Below are 22,540 nucleotides of genomic sequence, written 5' to 3' on the forward strand. Positions count from 1 at the left end.
GCCCCCGAAACCGCGATTAACCAAGAACTAAGGCGAAGGTTGGGCGACCAGACGGAAGATGCGCGGCACCACGACCGAGGCGCGTGTAGCGGGCAAAACCGGCCCTCTTTGTCACGCCGCACCAAAGGGATCAGGGTTCTGCCGAAATATCGTCAAATTTGTTTGATGGAAGGTAAACGCCGGAGCTCCTCCGGAATCGTGAGTAGGACCGTCATGACCCCCTCTCCAACGCCCTGCAGAAGCGGGATGTCCACCATTGCGCGCGCCCCGCGAGGGACCGCGTGATGCGTCAGGTTTCCCTGTTGGGTTGCGGGTTTGTCGCCGATCTCTACCTTCGCTCCCTGCAGTCCATGGAGGGGATCTCGGTGGCCGTGGTGCATGACCGCGATCCGGCCCGGCTGGAGCGATTCTGCGCGCATTGGAAGCTGCCCCGCGCCGACACGCTCGAGGACTTTCTCGCCGCGGTGCCCAAGGGGTCGCTTGTGCTCAACCTCACCAATCCCGACGCCCACTACGCGCTGAACAGGGCCTGTCTCGAGGCCGGACACCACGTCTATTCCGAGAAGCCGCTGGCGATGGACGTAGACGAGGCCAAGGCGTTGTACGCGCTGGCCGAGGCGCGCGGCCTGCTGCTGGCCTCTGCCCCCTGCTCGGTGCTGGGCGAGGCGGCGCAGACGCTGGGCCACGCGCTGCGCCACGGGGTCGCCGGCACGCCCCGGGTGGTCTATGCCGAGCTCGACGACGGCTTCATCCCGCAGGCCGCCCACCGCAAGTGGCTGTCCGAGACCGGCGCGCCCTGGCCCTACGAGGACGAGTTCCGCGTCGGCTGCACGCTCGAGCACGCGGGCTACTACCTCGCCTGGCTCATCGCCTGGTTCGGCTCGGTCCGCACCGTGGTCGCGGCCAGCGCCGAGACTATCCCCGACAAGACCGGTGCCGGCGCGATGGCGCCCGACCTCTCGGTCGCCACGCTGTTCTTCGAAAGCGGCGTCGTGGCGCGGCTGACCTGCTCGATCGTGGCCCCGCACGACCATTCCATCCGCATCGTCGGTGACAGGGGCGTGCTGCGCTGCGACGCCGCGTGGGACAACGCAGCGCCGGTGACATTCGCGAAGCGCCTCACCCTGCGGCGGCGGCTGATGGAGACCCCTTTCCCCCGGCGCGTCAGGCTGCGCGGCCCGACCCATCCCAAGGTGAAGCGCTGGGGGGCGGCTGCGATGAACTTCATGCTGGGCCCCGCCGAGATGCTCGAGGCGCTGCGCGATCGCCGGCCCTGCCGGCTCTCGGCGGAGTTCGCGCTGCACATGACCGAGGTCACGCTGGCGATCCAGAACGCGGGCGAACATTCGGGGGCGCAGGCCATGACCACGCGCTGCGCCCCGATGGAGCCGATGCCATGGGCGATGTGACCCGCCTTCTGATCACGGGCGCCGGCGGCTTCATCGGCCGCGCCACGGTGGCCGAGGCCCGCGCCCGGGGGCTCGAGGTCACCGCCCTGGTGCGCCGGACGTGCGGCGACTGGGCGGGTGACACGGGCGTCACGCTGCTGACCTGCGATCTCGCCGAGCCGGCCTCGGTCGCCACCATCGCAAAGGCGGCTCAGGGCTGCGGAGCGGTCATCCATGCGGCCGCCCATCCTGGCGCCGACGCCCGGGCCATCGCCGCCGACACGCTCGCCGCCACCCGGCACCTGCTCGAGGCGCTGCCCCCCGCGATGCGGCTGGTGCTGGTAAGTTCGATCGCGGTCTACGACCTCTCCCTCCCCGCCCCCGGCGCGGTGCTGGACGAGGGCGCGGCGCTCTGCCCGCCGGGGCACGGCCCCGATCCCTACGCCAATGCCAAGCTGGCGCAGGAGGCGCTCTGCCGCGCCTCGGGGCATCCGCTCTGGCTGATCCGGCCGGGCGCGGCCTGGGGGCCGGGCCGGACGTGGCACGCGCTCAACGGCGTCGACGCGATGCCCCTGCACCTGACGCTCGCCTCCGAGGGCGCGCTGCCGCTCGCCCATGTCACGCAAGTGGCGAAGGCGCTGGTCTCCGCCGCTCTCACCGCCCCCGAGGGCGTCGAGGCGCTGAACGTGGTGGACGACGACCTGCCGACGCGTGGCCGCTTCGTCGCGGCGCACCGGCGCGCTGCGGGCTGGCCGCGGGTGGCGCTGTCGCTGCCCTGGACCGCGTGGCTGGGGCTCGCATGCGCGCTGCGCCCGGTCTCGGCGCACCTGCCGGGGCTGCTGCGAGAGCCGGTGCTGCGTGCCCGCATCCTGCCGCTGCAATGGCCCAACACCGCCCTGCGCGCACGGCTCGGAGGACGGGACGACGCACCCTTCGAGGAAATGCTGCGCCGCTCGCTGGAGGGCCGTGCATGACCCTGCCCAAGCTCGCCTATCTCACCGGGGAATACCCCCGCGCCTCGGACACCTTCATCCAGCGCGAGGTGGCGGAGCTGCGGGCGCTGGGCCACGAGGTGCTCACCTGCTCGATCCGCACCACCGGCGCCGAGCATCTCGTAGGCCCCGAACAGCGCGAGGAACACGCCCGCACCTTCAGGCTGCTCGCCGCCGCGCGCAACCCGCTGACACTGCTCGGCGCTCATCTGCGGGCGCTGCGCCATCCGGGCCGCTACCTCTCGGCCCTTCGGCTGGCGTGGCGGACTGCGCCCCGGGGCGTGAAGGGCCGGGCCTACAGCCTGATCTATTTCGCCGAGGCCGCGGTGCTGGCCGCCCGGCTGCGCCGCGAGGGCGTCGAGCACCTGCACAACCACATCGCCATGGCCTCTTGCACGGTGGCGATGCTGGCAAGCGCGCTCTCGGGCATCCCCTACAGCTTCACCATCCACGGGCCCGACATCTTCTTTGACCCGCGGCTCTGGCGCATCGACGAGAAGGCCGCGCGGGCCCGCTTCGTGGCCTGCATCAGCGATTTCTGCCGCGCGCAGCTCATGTGTTTCGCCGCGCCTGCGCATTGGGACAAGCTGCACGTGGTCCATTGCGGCGTCGACCCCGACCGCTACCGGACCGCGCCGCACGACGGGCAGACGCTGCTCTTCGTTGGACGGCTCGCCGGGGTGAAGGGCGTGCCGATCCTGCTTCAGGCGGTGGCGGCGCTGAAGGCCCGTCACCCGGCGCTGCGCTTCGTGCTGATCGGCGACGGCCCCGAGCGGGCGGCACTCGAGGCGCAGGCAAAGCCACTGGGCGACAGCGTGAGCTTCCTCGGCTACCGCAGCCAGTCCGAGGTGGCCGAGGCGCTGGCGCAGGCGGATGTCTTCGCGCTGCCGAGCTTCGCCGAGGGCGTGCCGGTGGTGCTGATGGAGGCGATGGCGGCGGGCGTGCCGGTGGTCACCACGCAGATTGCGGGCATCCCCGAGCTGGTTCGTCACGGCGACAGCGGCCTGCTGGTGCCACCCGGCGACGCGGAGGCGCTGACCGTGGCCATCGACGCGCTTCTGGCCAGCGCCGACAGGCGTCGCACCATGGGTGCCGCGGGCCGCGCCACGGTCGAGGCCGAGTTCAACATCCACCGCGAGGCTGCGCGCCTCTCGGCGCTCTTCACTGCCTATGCCGAAGGCCGCACACCGCCTAGGCGGGAGGCCCGGCCATGACCCCGGTCGACGTCGTGCTGATCGGCCGCAACGAAGGCGCCCGGCTGGTCGCCGCGCTGGCCTCGATCCGGGGCGCCGCACGGCAGGTGGTCTACGTGGACAGCGGCTCGACCGACGACAGCCTCGCCGAGGCGCGCCGCGCCGGGGCCACGGTCGTCGCGCTTGACCTCGGCTGCCCGTTCACCGCCGCCCGCGCCCGCAACGCCGGGTTCGCGGCGTTAAGCGAGCCGCAGTTCGTTCAGTTCATCGACGGCGACTGCGCGCTGGTGCCGGGCTACCTCGGTCGGGCGCGGGCGCATCTCGAGGACAACCCCAAGACCGGCCTGGTGACCGGCTGGCGCTCGGAGATCCGCCGCGACGCCAGCCTCTACAATCAGCTCGCGGATTTCGAATGGCGCCGCCCGGCGGGCGAGATCCTCGCCTGCGGCGGCGACATGATGGTCCGGGCCGAGGCCTTCCGCGCGGTGGGCGGCTTCGATCCCACCGTCATCGCCGCCGAGGACGACGAGTTCTGCACCCGGCTGCGCAAGGCCGGCTGGCGGCTCGAGCGGATCCCGCAGGAGATGACCCGCCACGACGCCGACATGCACCGCTTCGGCCAGTGGTGGACCCGCGCCGTGCGGACCGGCCACGGCTTCGCGCAGGTGGGCGCCCTGCATCCGGAGTATTTCACGAAGGAACGCAGGCGTGTGCTGGTCTACGGCCTCGCCCTGCCGCTGGTCATCGCGGGCGGGTTGCTGTGGTGGCCGCTCGCGCCGCTCGGGCTGGCGGTCTACGCGGCGAACTACCTGCGCACCGTGCGGGGCCTCCGGCGCGAGGGGCTGCCCCGCGGCGAGGCGCTGCGTCACGGCCTGCTGCTGGCGCTGTCGAAAATTCCCAACCTCATCGGCATGGCGACCTACCATTGGCGCCGGGGCCGGAACGCGCAGATGCGCATCATCGAATACAAGTAGCACTTGAAAGGTTTTGTCATGTCCGACATCCGCGTGGGCCTGATCGGGGCCGGATACATCGCCACCTGGCACGCCGACGCCCTGACCGCCACGCCGGGTGTCCGGGTCGCCGCCATCTGCGATGTCTCCGAGCCCGCCGCCCGCGGCATGGCCGAGGCCCATGGCGCCCAGCCCTTCACCTCTGTCGGGGCGCTGATCGACAGCGGCACCTGCGACGCCGTCCACATTCTCACGCCGCCGCATCTGCACAAGCCGCTGGCCATCCAGTGCCTGCGCGCCGGGCTGCATGTGCTGGTCGAGAAACCGGTGGCGACAAGCGCCGCCGACACGCGCGAGATCCTCGCCGCCGCCGAGGCCGCCGGTCGCCGCTTTCACGCCGGGCACAACTTCCTCGGGCTGCCGGGTTATGAGCGGCTCAAGGGGCTGGTCGAGGACGGCGCGCTCGGGCGCCTCTCGGCCTGCGAGATCAGCTACGCGCTGCCGCTCTCGCCACTGCGCTCGGGGCCGTTCAACCTGTGGCTCCTGCGGGAACCGCGCAACCTGCTGCTCGAGGTCGGGCCGCACCTGATGGCCTTCGCCGTCGACCTCTTCGGCGCGCCCGAGATCCGCTTCGCCGAGGCCACCCGGCCGGTGATGCTGCCCGGAGACGACCCGCGCCCGCAGGCCTTCCGCATTCTCGCCCGCGCCGGCGGGGTCGAGATCACCCTGACCGTGTCGCTGGTCGAAACCCAGGACGACCGCTCGGTGACGCTGCGCGGCTCCTCGGGGCGGGCACGGCTCGATTTCGCCAGCGACGTGCTGGTGGTCGAGCGCGAGAACAGCTCGGACCTCGTGGTGAACCCGCTCCGCAAGCAACTCGACCTGGGCTGGCAGCACCTGCGCGAGGGCGGCCGCAACGCGCTGAAGCAGGCACTGTCGCTGAACCAGAAGGGGCCCTATGCGCTCAGTTTCCGGGGTATGGACGCGGCGATCTACGCCCGGCTCTCCGGCCCGCAGGACGCGCGGTTCAGCGGCAGCAGCGCGGTGACGGTGATGCAGGCGCTCGACGACGCGCTGGCGCTGATCCCGCCCGCGGCGCTTTCGGTGAAGGCGCCCGCCGTGCAGACCCGCAAGCCCCGGCCCACCGCCATGGTCATCGGCGGCACCGGCTTCATCGGCCGCGCCCTGACACGGCGGCTGGTCTCGGACGGGCACGACGTGCGGGTGCTGTCGCGCGGACGCTCCGGCCCCTTCCCCGACCTGCCCGACGCGGTCGAGACCGTGGGCGTCTCGCTCAACGATCTCGACGGGCTGACCGAGGCGATGACGGGCATCGACGTGGTCTTCAACCTCGCCAAGTCGCTCGACAGGACCTGGGCCGAGGCGCTGGTCAACGACGTCGGCGTCGCCACCCGCATCGGCATGGCCTGCGAGCAGGCGGGGGTGAAGCGGCTGATCTATACCGGCACCATCGCCTCCTACGACATGTCCGACCCGGGCGTGACCATCACCGAGGACACGCCCTTTCCCGACGACATGTCCGACCGCAACCTCTACGCCCGCTCCAAGGCCGAGTGCGAACGCCAGCTGATGAAGCTGCACCACCAGCGCGGGCTGCCGCTGACCATCGCCCGGCCGGGCATCGTCGTGGGCCACGGTGGGCCGCTGCAGCACTGGGGCATCGGGCGCTGGCATGGCGCCGGCGCGGTGCGGATCTGGGGACCGGGCGACAACATCCTGCCCTTCGTGCTGATCGACGACGTGGCCGACGGGCTGGTGCGCATGGCCGCGCGGCCCTCGGCCATCGGAGAGAGCTTCAACCTGATCGGCGAGCCGATGCTGTCCGCCCGCGGCTACTTCGATGCCCTCCACGAGGCGTTGGGCGCCCGGATCCGGGTGAGCAGCGGCAACCTCACCGCCTTCTTCCTCTCGGACGCGGTGAAATACGGGCTGAAGAAATACGCCCTGCGCAAGCGCGGCGTGGTGCGGCCGTCGCGCGCCGACTGGAAGAGCCGGGCGCATTTCTCGCCCTTCGCCAACGACAAGCCCAAGAAGATGCTGGGCTGGTCGCCCGAGACCGACCGCTCGGCCTTCGTTGCGCAGGCGATCACCCACGCCAACCTCATGGGGTTCTGAGCAGCGTCCGAGCCCCGCGTCGGCGTCAACAATCCCCCCGGGCCGGACCTTATTCTTGACAGAATCGTCTGGTCTAACGGCTCAAGGTTAACGGAAGGCCCGTGTTGCACGGGCACATGGCAGGCAGATGCAGATGGTCAGCTCGACGCATTCCTTCGCTCCGGGCGCGCGCCGGGACAGCCGTTCCGGCGCTCCCCGCGTCGTGGCGGGGTGCGTGGCATGACGATGACCGAACGCCGCAGGTTCCGGCGCCGGAACCGCCCGCTGGACGACCTCCCCGACGAGGACATCAGCCCGGTCGAACCGCTCGCAACCCGCGCCGAACGGCTCGCCCGGCGCGAGACCAAGACATCCGCCGCGCAGGCGACCCGCCGTGCAGAGGCCGAGCGCGTCGCCGAGGCCGCGCGCCTGCAGCAGCAGGTCGAAAAAGAGGCCCGCCGGCAGCGTGAGGCGGAACGCCGTCGCACAGAGGCCCGGCAGGCGGAAGCCGCGGCGCGCATGGCCCAGACCACCCGCCAAACGGGAGCCGAACACCGCGTCGAAACCGGTCGTGTCTCCACCGAGCCCGCGCGGCCCGAGGCCCGTCGCGGCCAGACCGCCCCGCGACCGGCGGCGCCTGCCGTCGCGACCCGGACCGCGCAGTCACCCGCGCCGCTGCAACAGCGTGGCTGGGACGACCTCGCGGAATTCTCCGTCGATGCCCGCCATCTCGAGCGCAACCGCATCGTCACCGCCGCGCGGCAGGACCCGGCGCATGCCGCCTTCGACATCCTGCGCACCAAGCTGTTGCAGGGGCTCGCCGATCATGGCTGGAAGCGTGTTGCCATCACCTCGCCCACCAAGGATTGCGGCAAGACCTTCACCGCTGCCAACCTCGCGATCAGCCTGTCGCGGCATCAGAACTGCCGGACGCTGCTGCTCGATTGCGACCTGCGCCGCCCGACCCTGCACAAGATCATGGGCTTCCGCGATCCGGGCTCCATGGGGGACATGTTGCGCGGCCTGCTGCCGCCCGAGCGCCATCTCGTGCGCATGGGTGAGAACGCCATCCACGCCGGGCACAACATCGCCTTCGGCTTCAACGGCGCGGTCGAGCCCTACGCCTCTGAGTTGCTGCAGACGCCGCGCACCGCCGAAACTCTGCGGCAGGTGGAGACCATGCTGCAGCCGGACGTGGTGCTCTTCGACCTGCCGCCGGCGCTCTATTTCGATGACGTCATGGCCTTCCGCCCGCTGTTCGACGGCGTGCTGCTGGTGATCGGGGGCGGGCTCACCACCGACAAGGAGGTCCGCGAGGTCGAACGCCTGCTCGGCAAGAACACCCCGCTGCTCGGCATGGTGCTCAACAAGGCCGAGGGCACCAGCCTCGACAAGTACACGTACTGACGCCCGCAGCCGGCGCAGCAAGGTCAGCCCCACGCCCCCTCTGGATCAGCCCCCGGGGCAAGATCATCCCGCACCGCCGCAGGATCAGCCCTGCGCCGCGCGCGGCAGCCACTTGCCGAAGAGCCCCTGCCAGGGCACCAGCGACCCGAAGAAATGCAGCCCCGCCCAGAGCGCCGCCGCGAGCAGCGCGAAAAGGCCCAACCGCCGCAGCCCCTTGCCGCGCCGGTCGCGGCTGGTGCGGATCGGCGGGATCGCGACCACCGGCTGGATCCCGAGCGCCCGCTCCATCTGAGCGGCGCTGCGGATCGCCGGGTTGGCGAGCTCCGCCACGAACCCCGCAACGAGGCCGGCGATGAGGCTCGCCACGGCGCCCATCGCGGCCAGCTTCTTGCGGCTGCTCGAGGCCGGGACCTCGGGCACCAGCGCGGTCTCGAGCACCTCGAAACGCTCCATCTGCTGGCGGTCCTCGAGCATCTGCCCCATCTCGGCATCGGCCTTGCGCCGGGTAATGACGTTGTACTGCTCCTGCAGCTGCGTCAGCTCGCGTTCGAGCCCGGAGAGCGCGCGCTCGACCTCGGGCGCGTTGCGGATGGTCTCCTCGATCTGGGCGATGCGGTTCTGCACCAGCACCTTCTGCTCCTTCAGAAGCGCCACCTGCCGGGCCTGCACCTCTTCGCGCTGCCGGGTAGGGCTGCCCTCCATCGCGACGATCTCACGGTCGAGCTCGAGCTCGTTGTCCTGCAACGTGGTGAGCTGCTCGCGCAGCGCGGTGAGCCCGTTCGGCAGCGCCGCCGCGTTGTCCTGCTTGAAGCCCGCGATGCGAAGCTCCTGCGCCTCGATAGAGGCCTCGACCCGTGCTGCCTCCTCTTCGAAGAAGGCCAGCGTGTCGCGGGCACGGTCGACGCTGCGGTCGCGCGACTGCCGGATCACCGTCTCCATCAGCTCGTTCGCCAGATCCGCAGCCTTCTGCGGATCGTCGAGTGTCACGGTGATGAGCAGCCCCGAGGGCGCGTCCCGCATCGGCTGGTAGCTGTTTCCGGCGGCGCGGATCTCTTCGATCTGCACGGCCTTGCGCATCTGGAAGACGCGCTCGTTGAGCGTCATCGTGGGGTCGGCGGTGAACAGCTGGTGCTCTTCCATGAAGCGCAGGAGATTGTCCCGCGACATCAACCGCTGCTCGATCAGCCGCACGCGGCGCGAGGCGTCCTGCCCCTGAGCCGAGGGGCCGGCGAGCGAGTCGGGCACCTGCCCCTCCTCGATCTGCACGACGGCGGTGGTCTCGTAGACCTTGGTCTGGTTGAACGCGACCCACAGCGAGATGGCGCAGCCGATCAGGGCCACCAGGGCGATCAGGGCCGCACGACGCCGCAGCGCCGCCCACAGCTCGCCGACCGACTGGAACTGGTTCATGTCACTGCTCCCGCAACGTGGGCCCCCACCCTGCGAACGGAAAACGGCACCCCTGTCCCGCATGGCCCGGGCAACCCGGCCGGGCCCGAAGGAAAAGCGCCGCTTTCATGTCACAAGTTAACCAAACTGCCGGTTTTTTGCCATGCGAATTGCTACGGCGATGGGAAACAGTCCGTGTCTCATCCGTGAACCGCGGGGCGTGGCATCAGGCACAGCGACAGCACCCGCCCGGCGACGAGGTGCTGCTGCATGGGCAGCGCGGCGCCTCTCCCGAGCCCGGTGTCGGCGCACATGCGCATCCCGCCGTCTGGCAGATGGGCGGCCATGGCCTCGAAGCCGAAGAGGCAGCCCGTCAGCGGGTACTGCGCCTTGTAGGCGGCCTCCTTGGCGCTGAACACCCGCGCCGCCGCCCGCCCGCGGGACAGTGGGGCGAGGGTCGAAAGCTCGGTCGCGGTCGCGATTTCGGCGGCGATCTCCGGGGACAGTTCCGCATCGCGCTCAAGGTCGATGCCGATGGCCTGCCACGCCTCCGACCGTCCGACGATGGCGAGGCAGAGCCCACCGTCATGGGTGATGCTGCCCACCACGCCCTCGGGCCAGCGCGGGGCGCGGTCGGCGCCTACCGGCACGGCACACGGCGGCAGGCCGAGCGCCGCCATCGCGCGCCGGGCGGCCTGCCGTCCGCCGGCGAACTCCGCCTGCCGCGACGGGACTGCGCGGGCGGCGGCGGCGCGCTCCTCGGGGAAGAGCGCCCCGAGCTCGTCGACCGGCCCCGAGACCGCCCAGCCGAGCCCGGCGGGCAGATCCAGAGCGGCCAGCGCCCTGTCGAGAGCCGCGACCGTCACGGCTCAGGCGCTGCGCCGCGCCCGCATGGCGCGACGGCGGGCCATGGCGTCGGAGCGGGCCTGCGCGCGCTCGACCGGGACCGGCGCCGCCGCCCGGGCGGCGGGCTGCACCGGGGCGCGGGCGGGCTCCTGAGTCACCGGCTCCGGGGTGGCGGCTGCCATCAGCGCCGCGACCCGCGCCGTCAGATCCGCGAGCACCGGGAAGCGGAAGATGTCGGTGATCGAGAGCCCCATGGCACCCAGCTCGCCGCGGATCGCGCGATGCGCCTGCACCGCCAGCAGCGAGTGCCCGCCGAGGTCGAAGAAGCTGTCACACCCCGAAACCTGCGCCACGCCCAGCACCGAGCACCAGATCTCGGCAATGCGCGCCTGCAGCCGACCATCGTCCGGGCCCGGGCCAACGTGCATCGGTGCCGGCCACGGTACTGTGGCAGGTGCCAGATCCGGCACGGCGGTAGGCTCGGCCACCGCGACACCCGGCACGGCGGGGCGCTTGTGCTGCGGCTTCGGCAGCGCCTTGCGGTCGACTTTCTTGTTCGGCGTGAGCGGGAAGCTCTCGAGCCGGACAAGGTGCGACGGCACCATGAAGACCGGCAGATCCGCCCGCAGCGCCGTCCTCAGCGCGGCCTCGTCGAGCTCGGTCTCAGAGCTGTAGTAGCCCACCAGCCGGACGTCGCCCGGCTGATCCTCGCGCGCGACCACCACCGCCTGGGTGACGCCCGGCTGCGACTCGAGCGCCGCTTCGATCTCGCCCAGCTCGATGCGGAAGCCGCGCAGCTTCACCTGGTGATCGACGCGGCCGATGAAGTCGATGCGCCCGTCCACGCGCCGCCGCACCAGGTCGCCGGTGCGGTACATCCGCCCGCTGTGGAACGGGTTCGGCACGAAGCGCTCGGCGGTCAGCGCGTCGCGGCCCCAGTAGCCGCGGGTCACGCCCTCGCCGCCTATCCAGAGCTCGCCGGGCAGGCCCACGCCCACCGGCGCGCGATCGTCGTCCAGCACGTAGAGCTGCTGGTTCGCCAGCGGCAGGCCGATGTTGACCACCCCGTCGCCCGGTCCCGCGGGTTCGGTCGAGGACCAGATCGTGGTCTCTGTGGGCCCGTACATGTTGGTCACGCTGGCCCCGGTGATGCGCCCGAATTCCTGCACCAGCGCGCCGGGCAGCGGCTCGCCGCCAAGGAACAGGTGCCGCAGCTTCGACAGCGCGAACCGCGCCTCGTCGTTCATGGCGATCATCCGCGCCATCGACGGCGTGCATTGCAGGTGGGTCACCCGGTGCCGCAGGATCTGCGCTGCGATGGAGAAATCGCCCGGGTCCAGCGCCGGTGCCACGTTGGCGGATTTCACCACCTGCGCCAGCGGTTTCAGCCCGTCCAGCACCTGCGCCCGCGGGATGCCGTAGTCGATCAGGCAGGCGATCTCGCCCACGCCGATGCGCTTGAGCTGCTCGGTCCGGTCCAGCGCGTCCTCGACCGTGCCGAAAAGCCCGCTGTCGTTGAAGTAGCGCTCGAAGGCGAAGTCGAGGATGGCGTCGAGCTCTTCGGGGGCGAGGATGTCGAGATCCAGCTCGAACGGGTTGTTGAGTCCCTGCGGCCGCTTGAACGCCGGGAAGGCCCAGGCGTATTGCTTGATGAGTCCGGCGGCCGAGCGCAGGTAGTCCTTCATCGGCCCGCGCGCCACCTCGCGCGCCTCGTCGCGGGTCGCGGCGAGGAAGGTGTGCAGCATCAGCGTAACGGTGAAGTCCTTTGGGTCGTGCCCCGCGCCGCGCAGCGCCTCGTGGTAGAGGCGGATCTTGTCGGCGACCTCGTCGATGCTCTGGCCCAGCAGGTGGGTGAGCACGTTGCAGCCCGTCCGCCCTGCCTCGGTCCAGGTCTCGGGATTGCCGGCGGTGGTGACCCAGACCGGCAGCTCGGCCGAAGCCGGGCGCGGCTGCGTCACCAGCGCGTGCGGCGTGCCGTCCTTGCGGGGGAAGGCCACGGCCTCGCCACGCCACAACCTGCGCACCTGCTCGATGGTCTCGAACATGGCGGGCTTGTTGTCGGGGGGCGTGTTCTCGGGGCGCAGCACGAAATCGTCGGGCTGCCAGCCGCTGGCGATGGCGAGCCCGGCGCGGCCGTTGGTGAGGTTGTCGATCACCGCCCATTCCTCGGCGATGCGGGCGGGGTGGTGCAGCGGCGCCACGACCGAGCCCGCGCGTACGGCGATGTTCTTCGTGACGGCGGCCACGGCGGCACCGGTCACCGAGGGGTTCGGGTAGGGCCCGCCAAAGGCGTGGAAGTGCCGCTCGGGCGTCCAGACCGCGCAGAAGCCGTTCTCGTCGGCGAATTTCGCGCCATCGAGCAGCAGGCGGTACTTGTCCCGCCCGGCGCCGTCGTCATTGCCCCAGTAGTAGACCGAGAACTGCATCGTCGCATCCGAGAGCGGCATCGGCCCCCTGGAGATCAGCCCGCGGTCCTCGTCCGAGGTCAGCACCACGGTGAAGCCGCGCGCGGTGCTGTAGAAGAGCTCGAGCACCGAGATGTCGAAGCTGAGCGAGGTCACCGCGAGCCAGGTTCCCGCCGGCTCGTGCGGTACATTGGCGTCCATCCCGAGGTAGAAGTTCAGCACGTTGCGATGCTCGATCATCACGCCCTTGGGGGTGCCGGTCGAACCGCTGGTGTAGATCAGGTAGGCCAGATCCCCGGGCCCGCTGGTCGGCCCCACGGGGCGCGAGGGCGCCTGCGCAAGCCGCGGGTCGGCGTCGATGACCAGAAGCCCGGCGCGGTGCTCGGGCAGTTCAGCGCGCAGGGCGGACTGGGTGACGATCACCGGTGCGCCACTGTCGGCAATGTAGTGCTTTAGCCGGTCCGCCGGGTAGGACGGGTCAAGCGGCAGGTAGGCGCCGCCCGCCTTGAGGATGCCGAGCGCACCGACCATCAGCTCGACCGAGCGGCGGGTGTGCAGGCCCACCACGGTGCCCGGCCCCACACCCATGCCGCGCAGCACATGCGCCACTTGGTTGGCGCGGGCATCGAGCTGGGCGTAGGTGAGGCTCTGGCCCTCGAAGACCAGCGCCACGGCATCGGGGGTACGGGCCACCTGCGCCTCGAAGGCCGCCTGCATGGTGAGGCTGCGGTCATGCGCCTGCGCGGTCTCGTTCCAGTGGTTGAGCACGAGATCGCGCTCGGCCTCGGGCAGCAGCGGCAGCGCAGCAAGCGGCGTGCCCGGCTGCGCCTCGCGGGCCACGAGCTCCAGCCGGGCGGCCAGCAGCTCGACCTGCGCCGGGGGCATGTGCCCGGTGTCGCCGTGCAGCACCGGGCCGTCGGCGGACAGTTCGACGGTAAGCGCGGTGCCCTCGATCGGGCCGGCACCGAGGCTGAGGCCGATGTGCGGCACCGTGGGCGCGCCGGGCAGGACCGGGTCGCGGGCGGGAAGGTCGGTGGCAAAGCCGCGTCGGTTGCGCACCATGGCAAGCGCGCGCCCGACGTCCTCGGCCAGCGCCTGCATGCTGCCGCCCGCGTGCACCCTCAGCGGCACCCAGGGCGCGATGAAACCGCCCTCGGCCAGCGCGGAAAGCGCCTCGTCCGCATATGCGATGTCGCAGATCTCGTGCCCGTCGAGTCGCGCCGCCCAGGCCGCGACCAGCGCGGCGGGGGGCACCGCCTCGCCCAGCACCAGCGGCCGGGTCACCATCTCGCCGCCACCCTTGCCGAGCCCCTGAAGCTCGGCGGGTGCGAGGTCGGCGAGACGCTTGCGCCAGTGCCGCTCGTGCCGCGCGACGGCGGCGATCTTCGCGTCGATCCCGGCGCGCTCCTCGGCGTCGGCGAGCGGCAGCACTTCGCCCGCCCGGCCAACCCGCGCCACCAGCGCGGGCGCGCCGCAGGGGTGGGTGAAATGCGCCAGCCGCAGCGCGCCGCTGCCGCAGGCCACGGTCAGGTGGTCGTCGCTGGCCTCGAGCACCTCGCCCGGGGCCCCCTCGCCCCCGACCGCCACTGCGCCGCCCACCAGCCAGAGCCGCCCCCGCGCCCGGATCTTCGGCGCCGAGAGCGGGTTGGCGTAGCCGCCGTGATCCAGCGCCCGCACCAGTCGCGCCAGCTCGGGCGCGGGGCGGGTGAAGTCGAGCAGCCCATGCCCCGAGGGCCGGTCCGCCAGCGCGTGGTAGCTGCGCTGCGACAGGTCCTGCCGGACCCGCCGCAGCCCGTGCTCGAGCTGCTCGATCAGGTCGCCGAAGCTGTCGATGGCGGCCTCGTAGGCTCGGGTGTTCAGAGTCAGCGCGGTGTCGGTGGGCGCGATGTCGAAGCCGCGTGACACGAGGATGTCGCCCTCGTCGATGCCACCCTCGATCATGTGCCAGGTGATGCCGTGGCGGTGCTCGCCCGCGATCAGCGCCCAGACCGGGGCGTTGAGCCCGGCGTGGCGCGGCAGCGGGCCGTCGTGGAAGTTGACCGCGCCCCTGGCGGGCATGGCCAGCACCTCGGCGGGCAGCATGTCGAGATTGGCGATGCTGAGCAGCCAGTCGAAGGTCAGCCCCTCGAGCCTGCGCGCCAGCCCGTGCCCGGGCGCCACGACGGCAAGGCCGCGCCCCTCGGCCCAGGCGGAGATCACGGGGTTGCGCGTCACCACGGCGCGGATCGCGTGCCCCGCGCCGAGCAGCTTCTCGGCGCATTGCACGAGAAGGGATTCATTGCCGATCACCACAGTGGAAAGCTGCGCCATGCCGTCTACTCCGGGTTGGCCTCGGGCGTGCGGCAGCCGGGACGCGGCTGCGCCCCGCGCTGTCCCGGCAGCGGCCGGGTCATCGCCCTGATGTCGTGTAACAGAAGATCGCGCAGGAAGTGGTCGGGGTCGGCCTTGGGCTTGCGCTGCAGCACGCGGCGCAGACGCCAGATCAGGCCGCCCGCGAGATGCGCGAGCGTCACCGCGACCGCGTAAGGGCGGCCATGGTTCTTGGAATAATAGTGCCAGCGGCTGTCGAGCCAAAACCCCGGCACCCGCGCCCATGTCTTCATGCCCGTCGAGACCGAGCCGATATGCACCACCTCGCTGTCGCGCACGTAGTGGGTCTCGTATCCGGCACGCGCGGCGCGCAGGCAGAGGTCGGTTTCCTCGAAATAAAGGAAGTAGGTCTCGTCGAAGAGCCCGATCTCGTCCAGCACCGACTGCCGCATCATCAGCGAGGCCCCGGCCAGCCAGTCGACCGGCAGCGCGCGCTCGGGGAGGTCGAGCCAGACGCGATGGGCGTTCAGCAGCCGGGTCACGGGGCCGAAGCGGGCGGCGGCCTCGAGCTCGGAGAGCGCCGAGGGAAAGCGGAAGGCGCTGTAGTGGGGGGCACCGTCCTCGCCGTGGATGTAGCTGCCGGCAAGGCCCGCCTCGGGGTGAGTCTCGAGATGTCGCAGCAGCGCCCGCAGGCTGTCCGGGCCGGGGAAGGCGTCGGAGTTCAGCAGGTAGACGTAGTCGGGCCGGCTGCCGTCGGACCAGCCCGCGCAGATGCCCACGTTGTTACCCGCGCCAAAGCCGCCGTTGTGCCCGGACTGGATCAGCCGCACCGGCGCGCCGGCGGCCCATGGCTCGGAGGCGAGCGCGGCGTGCATGGCCTCGAACGAGCCGTCGCCGCTGTCGTTGTCGACGATCACCAGCTCGGCCTCGAGCCCCTGCATCTCGCGCAGCGCGTGCTGCACCGAGCGCAGCGTCATCGTGGGAGTGCGGTAGTTCAGCGATATGACCAGAAGCTTGGGCATGGGCTACTCCGCCGCCCGGCGGTCGGGAAAGGCCACCAGCTCGGCGCCCCGCATCCGCGCCTCGGCATGGCCGATGGCCTCGCGCATCAGTCCCGCCAGCACCCGCACGTTGGGTTCGAGCACCATCGAGTCGTGGTCTCCCGGCACCTCGTGCACTTCGACATGCGGCACAAACTGCCCCCAGTCGTTGTCGTGCAGCACGTAGGCGCGTTCCGAGTTGACCATGCGCCCCTGCGAGACCTGCCACTTGCCGACAAGCGGCGGGCGGTAGAGCACCAGCGGCCCGTCCCAGGGCGCCACCTCGTAGGCCGCGACGGCGGCGAGGAAGGCGGCCTCGATCTCGGCGTTGTGGAAGCTGTGCTGCGTCGCGGTCTCATCTGTGGCGCGGCGTCGGGCGATCTCCCACCGCAGGCGGTTGCGGGCCCAGATCAGCGGGTAGACCGGGCCCTTGGCCCGGGCCTCCTGCCACTGGATCATCAGCCGGTCGCGCAGCTCGAGCGGGCGGCGCACCGGCAGCGGCGTGTCGAGCAGCACGCAGAGGGCCACCTCTTCGCCCGACGTCTCGAGCTGCCGCGCGATCTCGAAGGCGGTGATGCCGCCGCCCGAGAAGCCGCCGACCATGTAGGGGCCGTGCGGCTGCACCTGCCGCATCTCGGCGATGTAGTCGCGGGCCATCTCGGCGATGCTGTCATGCGGCGCGGCACCGCCGTAGAGCCCCCGCGCCTGCAACCCGTAGAACGGCCTGTCGGCGCCCAGAAGATGCGCGAGGTGACGCAGGTTCAGCACGTTGCCGAACATCCCCGCCACGAGGAAGAACGGCGTGCGCGGCCCGCCCTCGCCGTCGTGCATGGCGACGAGATGGGTGAAGCGCCGCTCGGGCGCGCGGCTCTCGGGGGCCCTGGGGCCCTCGGTCCCGGTGCCGGTCTGCGCGGCGATGAGCGCAGCGCATTTGCGGATCGTAGGTGCCTCGAACAGCACCGAAATCGGGAAGTCGATGCGCCAGGCCTTGCGCACCATGGCGAAGAGCCGCACCGCGATCAGCGAGTGGCCGCCAAGGTCGAAGAAGCTGTCGTCGATGCCCACGGTCTGCACGCCCAGCAGGTCTTCCCAGAAGCCCGCGAGGGTGCGCTCAATGTCGTTCGAGGGCGCGGTGTAATCCCCCTCGAGCTGCGGGCGGTCGAATTTCTGCCCCTCATCGCGACCGGCGCCCGAGGCGGCGGTCTGGCGGGTGAGCTGGTCGAGATCCATGGACGAGATCACCACCTGCGGCACGCCCAACGCCAGCGCACGGGCAAAGGCGCTCACCCCCTCGGCGGGCCGGATGCCCTGCGAGAGGTTGTGGGCGAGGCGTTCCTCGGCAGGCGACAGCGGCTGGGCGGCGGCCTCGGGCGCGTCGGTCTCGAGCTCGGACGCCCCGAGCCGCGGCGGCGCCTGCAGCACCGCGGGGTCCGAAAGCTTGCGGATGGTGAAGCCACTGATCTCGACCAGAACCGCGCCGTCGGGGGCACAGAGCGTGATGTCGAAGCTCGCGGTCTGGGCCTCGGCGCAGTTCTCGGCGGCATTGCGCACCCAGCTCACGATGCGCCCGCCAAGCGGCGCGTGCACCCGCACCCGCGCGTAGCTCACCGGCACCCAGAGATGCGTCGGCTGGTAGCCCGCGATCAACTCCATCGCCCAGCCCGTCGCGATGTCGAGCAGCGCCGGATGCAGCAGGCAGCCGTCGTCGCGGGCGCTGGCGGCGAGCGACAGGTCGGCGATACCCTCGCCGGTGCCCAGCGCGCGGGTGTCGAGCACCTTCCAGCGCGGCCCGAAGGCGAGCTGCACCTCCTGCGCGGTGGCGAGCTTGCCGCCGCCCGAGGCCACGACCGGCCGGCCGCAGCGGGCGCGGATCGCGTCGAGGTCCAGCGGCTCGGGGCGCGCCATGGGCAGCAGCGCCAACGTCGCCTGCGCGGTCAGCGCGAACCCGCGCCGGGGACCGAGCGTGGCATCCGCCAGCATCTCGAAGCCGTAGCCCTCTTCGCGCCGCGCCAGCCGCAGGCGCACGTCGCGCGAACCACCCTCGGCCACCCGCAGCGGGCGCAGGAAGGCCATGTCGCGGATCTCGAACGCCGGCGGCTCGCCCTGCGCGCGCAGCGCCTCCGCCGCCAGCGCGACATAGCCGGTGCCCGGCAGCAGCGCGTCGCCGGCCCTGGTGCGGTGTTCGTCGATGAACCAGTCCGCCGCCGAGTAGCGGGCGGTAAAGAGACGGTTGCCGCGCGCATCGAAGCTCCTGGCATCCAGCATCGGCACGCAGGCGGGCTCGACCGGCGCCGCGGGCACCTCGCCGCGACGGGCGGCGACCGTCTCGGCCGCCATGCCGACCTCGTTCCAGATGCCCCAGTTGATCGCCACGACGCGGGTCGCGCCGCCCGCACGGGACTGGGCGAAGGCGTTGAGATACTCGTTGGCGGCGACGTAATCGACCTGCCCCGCCGGCGCCGTCACCGTCGAGGAGGAGGCGAAGAGCGCCATCCACTCGGTGCTGCCATCGGGGAAGACCTCGGCCAGCACCTGCGTGCCGTGGACCTTGGGGGTAAAGACGTGCTCGACACCCGCCGGGGACTTCGACAGCAGCGGGCCGTCGTCGATCACCCCGGCGCCGTGCAGGATGCCGTTCACCGGGCCGAAGCGCGCCTCGACCGTCTCGCGCACCGCGCGCATCTGGCTGAGGTTGCAGACATCCGCGGCGAGGACCATGACCTCGGCCCCGGCCTGTTCCAGCGCCCGCACCGCGCGGATGCGGCGCGAGACCCGGTCCTGCGGCGCGTGGCGCAACAGGTGCTCGTCCCATCGTGCGCGGTCCGGCAACGGGCTGCGGGCGACCAGCGCAAGCCTCGCCCCGCGCGCGGCGAAATCCGCCGCCAGCGTCAGGCCGATGCCGCCGAAACCGCCGGTGACGAGGTAGGTACCGCCGTCCTTTGCGACCGGCGGGGCCTCGGCCAGTGCCACCGGCTTCATCACGCATTCGAAACGCCGCGGCCCGCGCAGCGCCGCGATCCCGTTCTTCGGCTCGGAGAGCAGCTCCTCGAGCAGCTGCAGCACCAGCCCGTCGAGCGCCGCCTCCCGCCGCGCCTGCGCCGAGTGCCGGGCGAACAAGCCGCCCTCCGCGGGTACGGGCAGCGCGATGTCCAGCGTCGAGACGCTGACGCCGGGCAGCTCGCGCGGGATGACACGGGCGGGCCCGGCGATGGTGGCCTTGGCAAGACAGGCCAAGGGCTCGTCACGCAGCCGGGCGGCGCCATTGGTCACCACGGTCAGGTGCAGCGGGCGCGGCAGGGTCTCGTCCGAGATCGCCTGCGCGAGGAACAACAGCGCGTAGAACCCCTGCTCCTGCACCCGATGGAAGAAGCTCGAGCCGGGGCGATGACTTTCGCCCTCGGTCACCAGCCAGAAATGCGCGATCCTCGTCGGCACGTGGCCGCACATCGCGAGATCCTGCAGCAGCAGGTCATAGCCTTCGCGGCCGCGCTCGGGCGCCAACACATACGAGGTATCCGACAGCCGCGAGAAGCTGTCGCCCGGGCGCAGCTCGATCACCGTGTGGCCCGCCGAGGTCAGCCGGGCGGCGGTGCGCGCGGCGATCCCGCACTCGTCCATGAACATCAGCCAGGTCTGCGGCTCGGCGTCGGACAGCCCCTCCGCGACGTCGACCTCGATCTCGACGGCGCGGGGGCGCCAGACCGGCCTCCAGCCCCAGTCCCCCACCTCGTCGGTGCGCATGAGGTATTGCGGCGCGGGCTCGGCGCGGCCCTTGCCGGGCGCGATGAAATAGGGTGCGCGCTGGAAGGCGTAGGACGGCAGCACCACGCGGTTGCGCGGTGCATCGCCCCAAACCTGCCCCCAGTCGAACTCGGCGCCCAGCGCCCAGAGCCGGCCCAGCACCTCGAACATGTGCCTGTCGTCGGCGATGTCGTCGTCCCGGTGCCGCAGCGACGACAGCACGTTCTGGCCCGGCACCTCGGGATGCCGCCGCGCCAGCGCCGACAGCGCCCTGCCCGGCCCGACCTCGAGGAAGATGCGGTTCGGCGCCGCCAGCGCCCCGATGCAATCGGCGAAGAGCACCGTGCCGCGCAGGTGCTCGACCCAGTAATCGGGCGAAGTCGCCTGCGCGTCGGTCATCAGTGCGCCGGTGCGGTTCGAGGTCAGCGGGATCCGCGGCGGGTTCAGGTCGATGGTGACGAGGTAGGCGCGGAACTGCTCGAGGATCGGGTCGAGCAGGCGGCTGTGCGCGGCGATGTCGATGGCGATGCGCTGGTGGTCGATGCCCTCGGCCACGAGCCGGTCCTGCAGCGCGTCGAGCGCCGCCTGCGGGCCCGACGCCACCGACAGATCAGGGCCGTTCACGCAGCCGAGGTCGAGCGCCTCGCCAAGCATCGGACGCAGCCGCTCGGAGGGCAGCGACACCGACAGCATCCCGCCCGCCGCGACCGTGTCCATCAGCCGCCCGCGCAGGTGCACGAGGCCGATGCAATCCTCGAAGCCGATGACGCCCGCGACACAGGCGGCGGTGTTCTCGCCCATCGAATGGCCGGCCAGCGCGGCGGGTTCTATGCCCCAGCTCATCCAGAGCTGCGCCAGCGCGTATTCGGTGATCATGATCAGCGGCAGCTGCAGCGAGGGGCGGGTCAGCGCCCGGTCGGCCTCCGCGTGGTCCTCGGCGAGCCAGAGCGCGCGCACGTCCTCGTCCGAGATCTCGGCCAGCGCCCCGAGCCCGCGGTCCATCCAGTCGGCGAAGACCGGCTCGGTCTCGTAGAGATCGCGGGCCATGCCGGCGTATTGCCCGCCGCCGCCGGGGAACAGGAAGGCGACGTCGGGGCGGTCGAGCGCGGTATGGGAATGGACCCGGCGCGGGGTGTTCTCCTCGAGCAGGCGCGCGGCCTCCTCGTGGCTCTCGGCCACCACCACCCGGCGCCGGTCAAAGGCCCGGCGGCCCGCGTGCAGGGTCCAGGCCACGTCCGCCAGCGGCTGCTCGGGATGGGCGCGCAGATGCGCCGCCAGCCGTGCCGCGCCCTCGTCGAGCGCCGCCTTGCCGCGCGCCGAGAGCGTCAGGATCTGGAACGGCCAGTCGCTTTGCGCCGAAGGCCTGGGCGCGGGCGCCTCCTCGAGCACGACATGAGCATTGGTGCCGCCGACGCCGAGCGCGTTAACCCCGGCTCGGCGCGGATGGCCGCGCGACGGCCAGGGCGTCAGCCGGTCGTTGACCACGAAGGGCGAGCCGTCGAAGGCGATGGCCGGGTGCGGCGCCTCGTAGCCCAGCGACGGCGGCATCTCGCGCGCCTCGAGCGCGAGGGCGGTCTTGATCAGGCTCGCGACCCCCGCGGCAGTGTCGAGATGGCCAATGCTGGTCTTGACCGAGCCGATGCGGCAATGGCCGACACCCGTGCCACTTTGGCGGAAGGCCTGGGTCAGCGCCGCCACCTCGATCGGATCGCCGATGTAGGTGCCGGTGCCGTGGCATTCAACGTAGTCCACCGTGTCCGAGCCGATGCCCGCCACTGCCTGCGCCTCGGCGATGGCCTGCGCCTGCCCGTCCACCGAGGGCGCGAGGTAGCCCGCCTTGTGGGCACCGTCGTTGTTGACCGCGGTGCCCTTGATCACCGCCCAGACGTGGTCGCCATCGGCCAGGGCATCCGCAAGGCGCCGCAGCACGGCGACGCCCGCGCCCGAGCCGAACACCGTGCCCTGCGCGCGATGGTCGAAGGCGTGGCATTCGCCGTCCGGCGACAGGATCTCGTTCTCGCGGTAGAGATAGCCCCGCCGCTGCGGCAGCTCGATGGTCACGCCGCCCGCCAGCGCCATGTCGCATTCGCCGTTCAGCAGCGCCTGGCAGGCGTAATGTGTCGCGACCAGCGAGGTGCTGCACGCAGTCTGCAGGTTGATCGACGGCCCGTGCAGGTCGAGCACGTGGCTCAGCCGGGTGGTCATGAAATCCTTGTCGTTGCCGGTGTGGCGCAGCAGGAACATGCCGGTGGTCTCGACCAGATCCGGGTTCGAGCAGACGTTGAAATAAAAGTACGACCCCATGCCGCAGCCGGCGAAAACGCCGACCTGCCCGTCGAAGCTTTCGGGCACGTGGCCGGCGTTCTCGAGCGCCTCCCACGCGGTCTCGAGGAACTGGCGGTGCTGCGGATCCATCACCGCCGCGTCCTTGGGGGAGAAGCCGAAGAACTCGGCGTCGAACATCTCGAAATCGTCGAGCGGGGCGGCGAAGGGCACGTAGTCCTTGTGGCGGATGAGGCCCGGATCCTCGCCCGCATCGAGCAGCTCGGCCTCGGTCAGGCGCCGGATCGCGCTGCGCCCCGAGCGCAGGTTGTCCCAGTAGCGCAGGATGCTGTCGGCGCCCGGCAGATGGGCAGCCATCCCGACGATGGCGATGTCGTTCTCGCCCCCCTCGCACTGCCCCTGAACGCTCATGACCGCCTACCCTGCCACATACCACGAAAGCTTCCGTAAAGGACCAATGGGGAAAAAATGCGGCGCT

11 protein-coding genes are annotated in these 22,540 nt (G+C 71.4%); 6 read left to right on the top strand and 5 right to left on the bottom strand.

Annotated elements, in window-relative coordinates:
• The first annotated feature begins 284 nt into the window (after window positions 1-284).
• The 6 genes from BLQ77_RS04865 (at window position 285) to BLQ77_RS04890 (ending at window position 8,048) form a co-directional block, all read left to right on the top strand.
• Window positions 285-1,409, top strand: coding sequence for a Gfo/Idh/MocA family protein (locus BLQ77_RS04865; protein WP_089956114.1), 1,125 nt, complete (start codon window positions 285-287; stop codon window positions 1,407-1,409).
• Window positions 1,397-2,362, top strand: a complete 966-nt coding sequence (locus BLQ77_RS04870) for an NAD-dependent epimerase/dehydratase family protein (RefSeq protein ID WP_089956118.1) — start codon at window positions 1,397-1,399, stop codon at window positions 2,360-2,362. The genes BLQ77_RS04865 and BLQ77_RS04870 overlap by 13 nt, the downstream gene beginning before the upstream one ends.
• The gene (locus BLQ77_RS04875) at window positions 2,359-3,594 is read left to right on the top strand and encodes a glycosyltransferase family 4 protein (protein ID WP_089956122.1); all 1,236 of its coding nucleotides are present in this window, start codon (window positions 2,359-2,361) and stop codon (window positions 3,592-3,594) included. Before BLQ77_RS04870 ends, BLQ77_RS04875 begins: the two co-directional genes overlap by 4 nt.
• On the top strand, window positions 3,591-4,547 hold the full coding sequence (locus tag BLQ77_RS04880) for a glycosyltransferase family 2 protein (RefSeq protein ID WP_089956125.1): 957 nt from the start codon (window positions 3,591-3,593) through the stop codon (window positions 4,545-4,547). The genes BLQ77_RS04875 and BLQ77_RS04880 overlap by 4 nt, the downstream gene beginning before the upstream one ends.
• Before the next feature lie 18 nt (window positions 4,548-4,565).
• Complete coding sequence (locus BLQ77_RS04885; RefSeq protein ID WP_089956127.1) at window positions 4,566-6,662, top strand: NAD-dependent epimerase/dehydratase family protein; 2,097 nt, start codon at window positions 4,566-4,568, stop codon at window positions 6,660-6,662.
• A gap of 219 nt (window positions 6,663-6,881) precedes the next feature.
• The gene (locus BLQ77_RS04890; RefSeq protein WP_089956130.1) at window positions 6,882-8,048 is read left to right on the top strand and encodes a CpsD/CapB family tyrosine-protein kinase; all 1,167 of its coding nucleotides are present in this window, start codon (window positions 6,882-6,884) and stop codon (window positions 8,046-8,048) included.
• An 84-nt stretch (window positions 8,049-8,132) separates the two neighbouring features.
• On the opposite strand, the gene BLQ77_RS04895 is transcribed toward BLQ77_RS04890, so the two are convergent.
• The 5 genes from BLQ77_RS04895 to BLQ77_RS04915 all read right to left on the bottom strand — a co-directional run bounded on the left by BLQ77_RS04895 (window position 8,133) and on the right by BLQ77_RS04915 (window position 22,473).
• Entirely contained in the window at window positions 8,133-9,458 is a 1,326-nt protein-coding gene (locus BLQ77_RS04895) for a GumC family protein (RefSeq protein WP_089956132.1), read from the bottom strand.
• 179 nt (window positions 9,459-9,637) lie between these two features.
• On the bottom strand, window positions 9,638-10,303 hold the full coding sequence (locus BLQ77_RS04900) for a 4'-phosphopantetheinyl transferase family protein (protein WP_089956134.1): 666 nt from the start codon (window positions 10,301-10,303) through the stop codon (window positions 9,638-9,640).
• Between the two features lie 3 nt (window positions 10,304-10,306).
• Complete coding sequence (locus tag BLQ77_RS04905) at window positions 10,307-14,998, bottom strand: MupA/Atu3671 family FMN-dependent luciferase-like monooxygenase (RefSeq protein ID WP_089956138.1); 4,692 nt, start codon at window positions 14,996-14,998, stop codon at window positions 10,307-10,309.
• A 5-nt stretch (window positions 14,999-15,003) separates the two neighbouring features.
• Window positions 15,004-16,020, bottom strand: a complete 1,017-nt coding sequence (locus tag BLQ77_RS04910) for a glycosyltransferase family 2 protein (protein ID WP_089956141.1) — start codon at window positions 16,018-16,020, stop codon at window positions 15,004-15,006.
• A gap of 3 nt (window positions 16,021-16,023) precedes the next feature.
• Entirely contained in the window at window positions 16,024-22,473 is a 6,450-nt protein-coding gene (locus tag BLQ77_RS04915) for a type I polyketide synthase (protein ID WP_089956146.1), read from the bottom strand.
• Window positions 22,474-22,540: the final 67 nt, after the last annotated feature.

Source organism: Salipiger thiooxidans, assembly GCF_900102075.1.
GTDB classification, from domain to species: domain Bacteria; phylum Pseudomonadota; class Alphaproteobacteria; order Rhodobacterales; family Rhodobacteraceae; genus Salipiger; species Salipiger thiooxidans.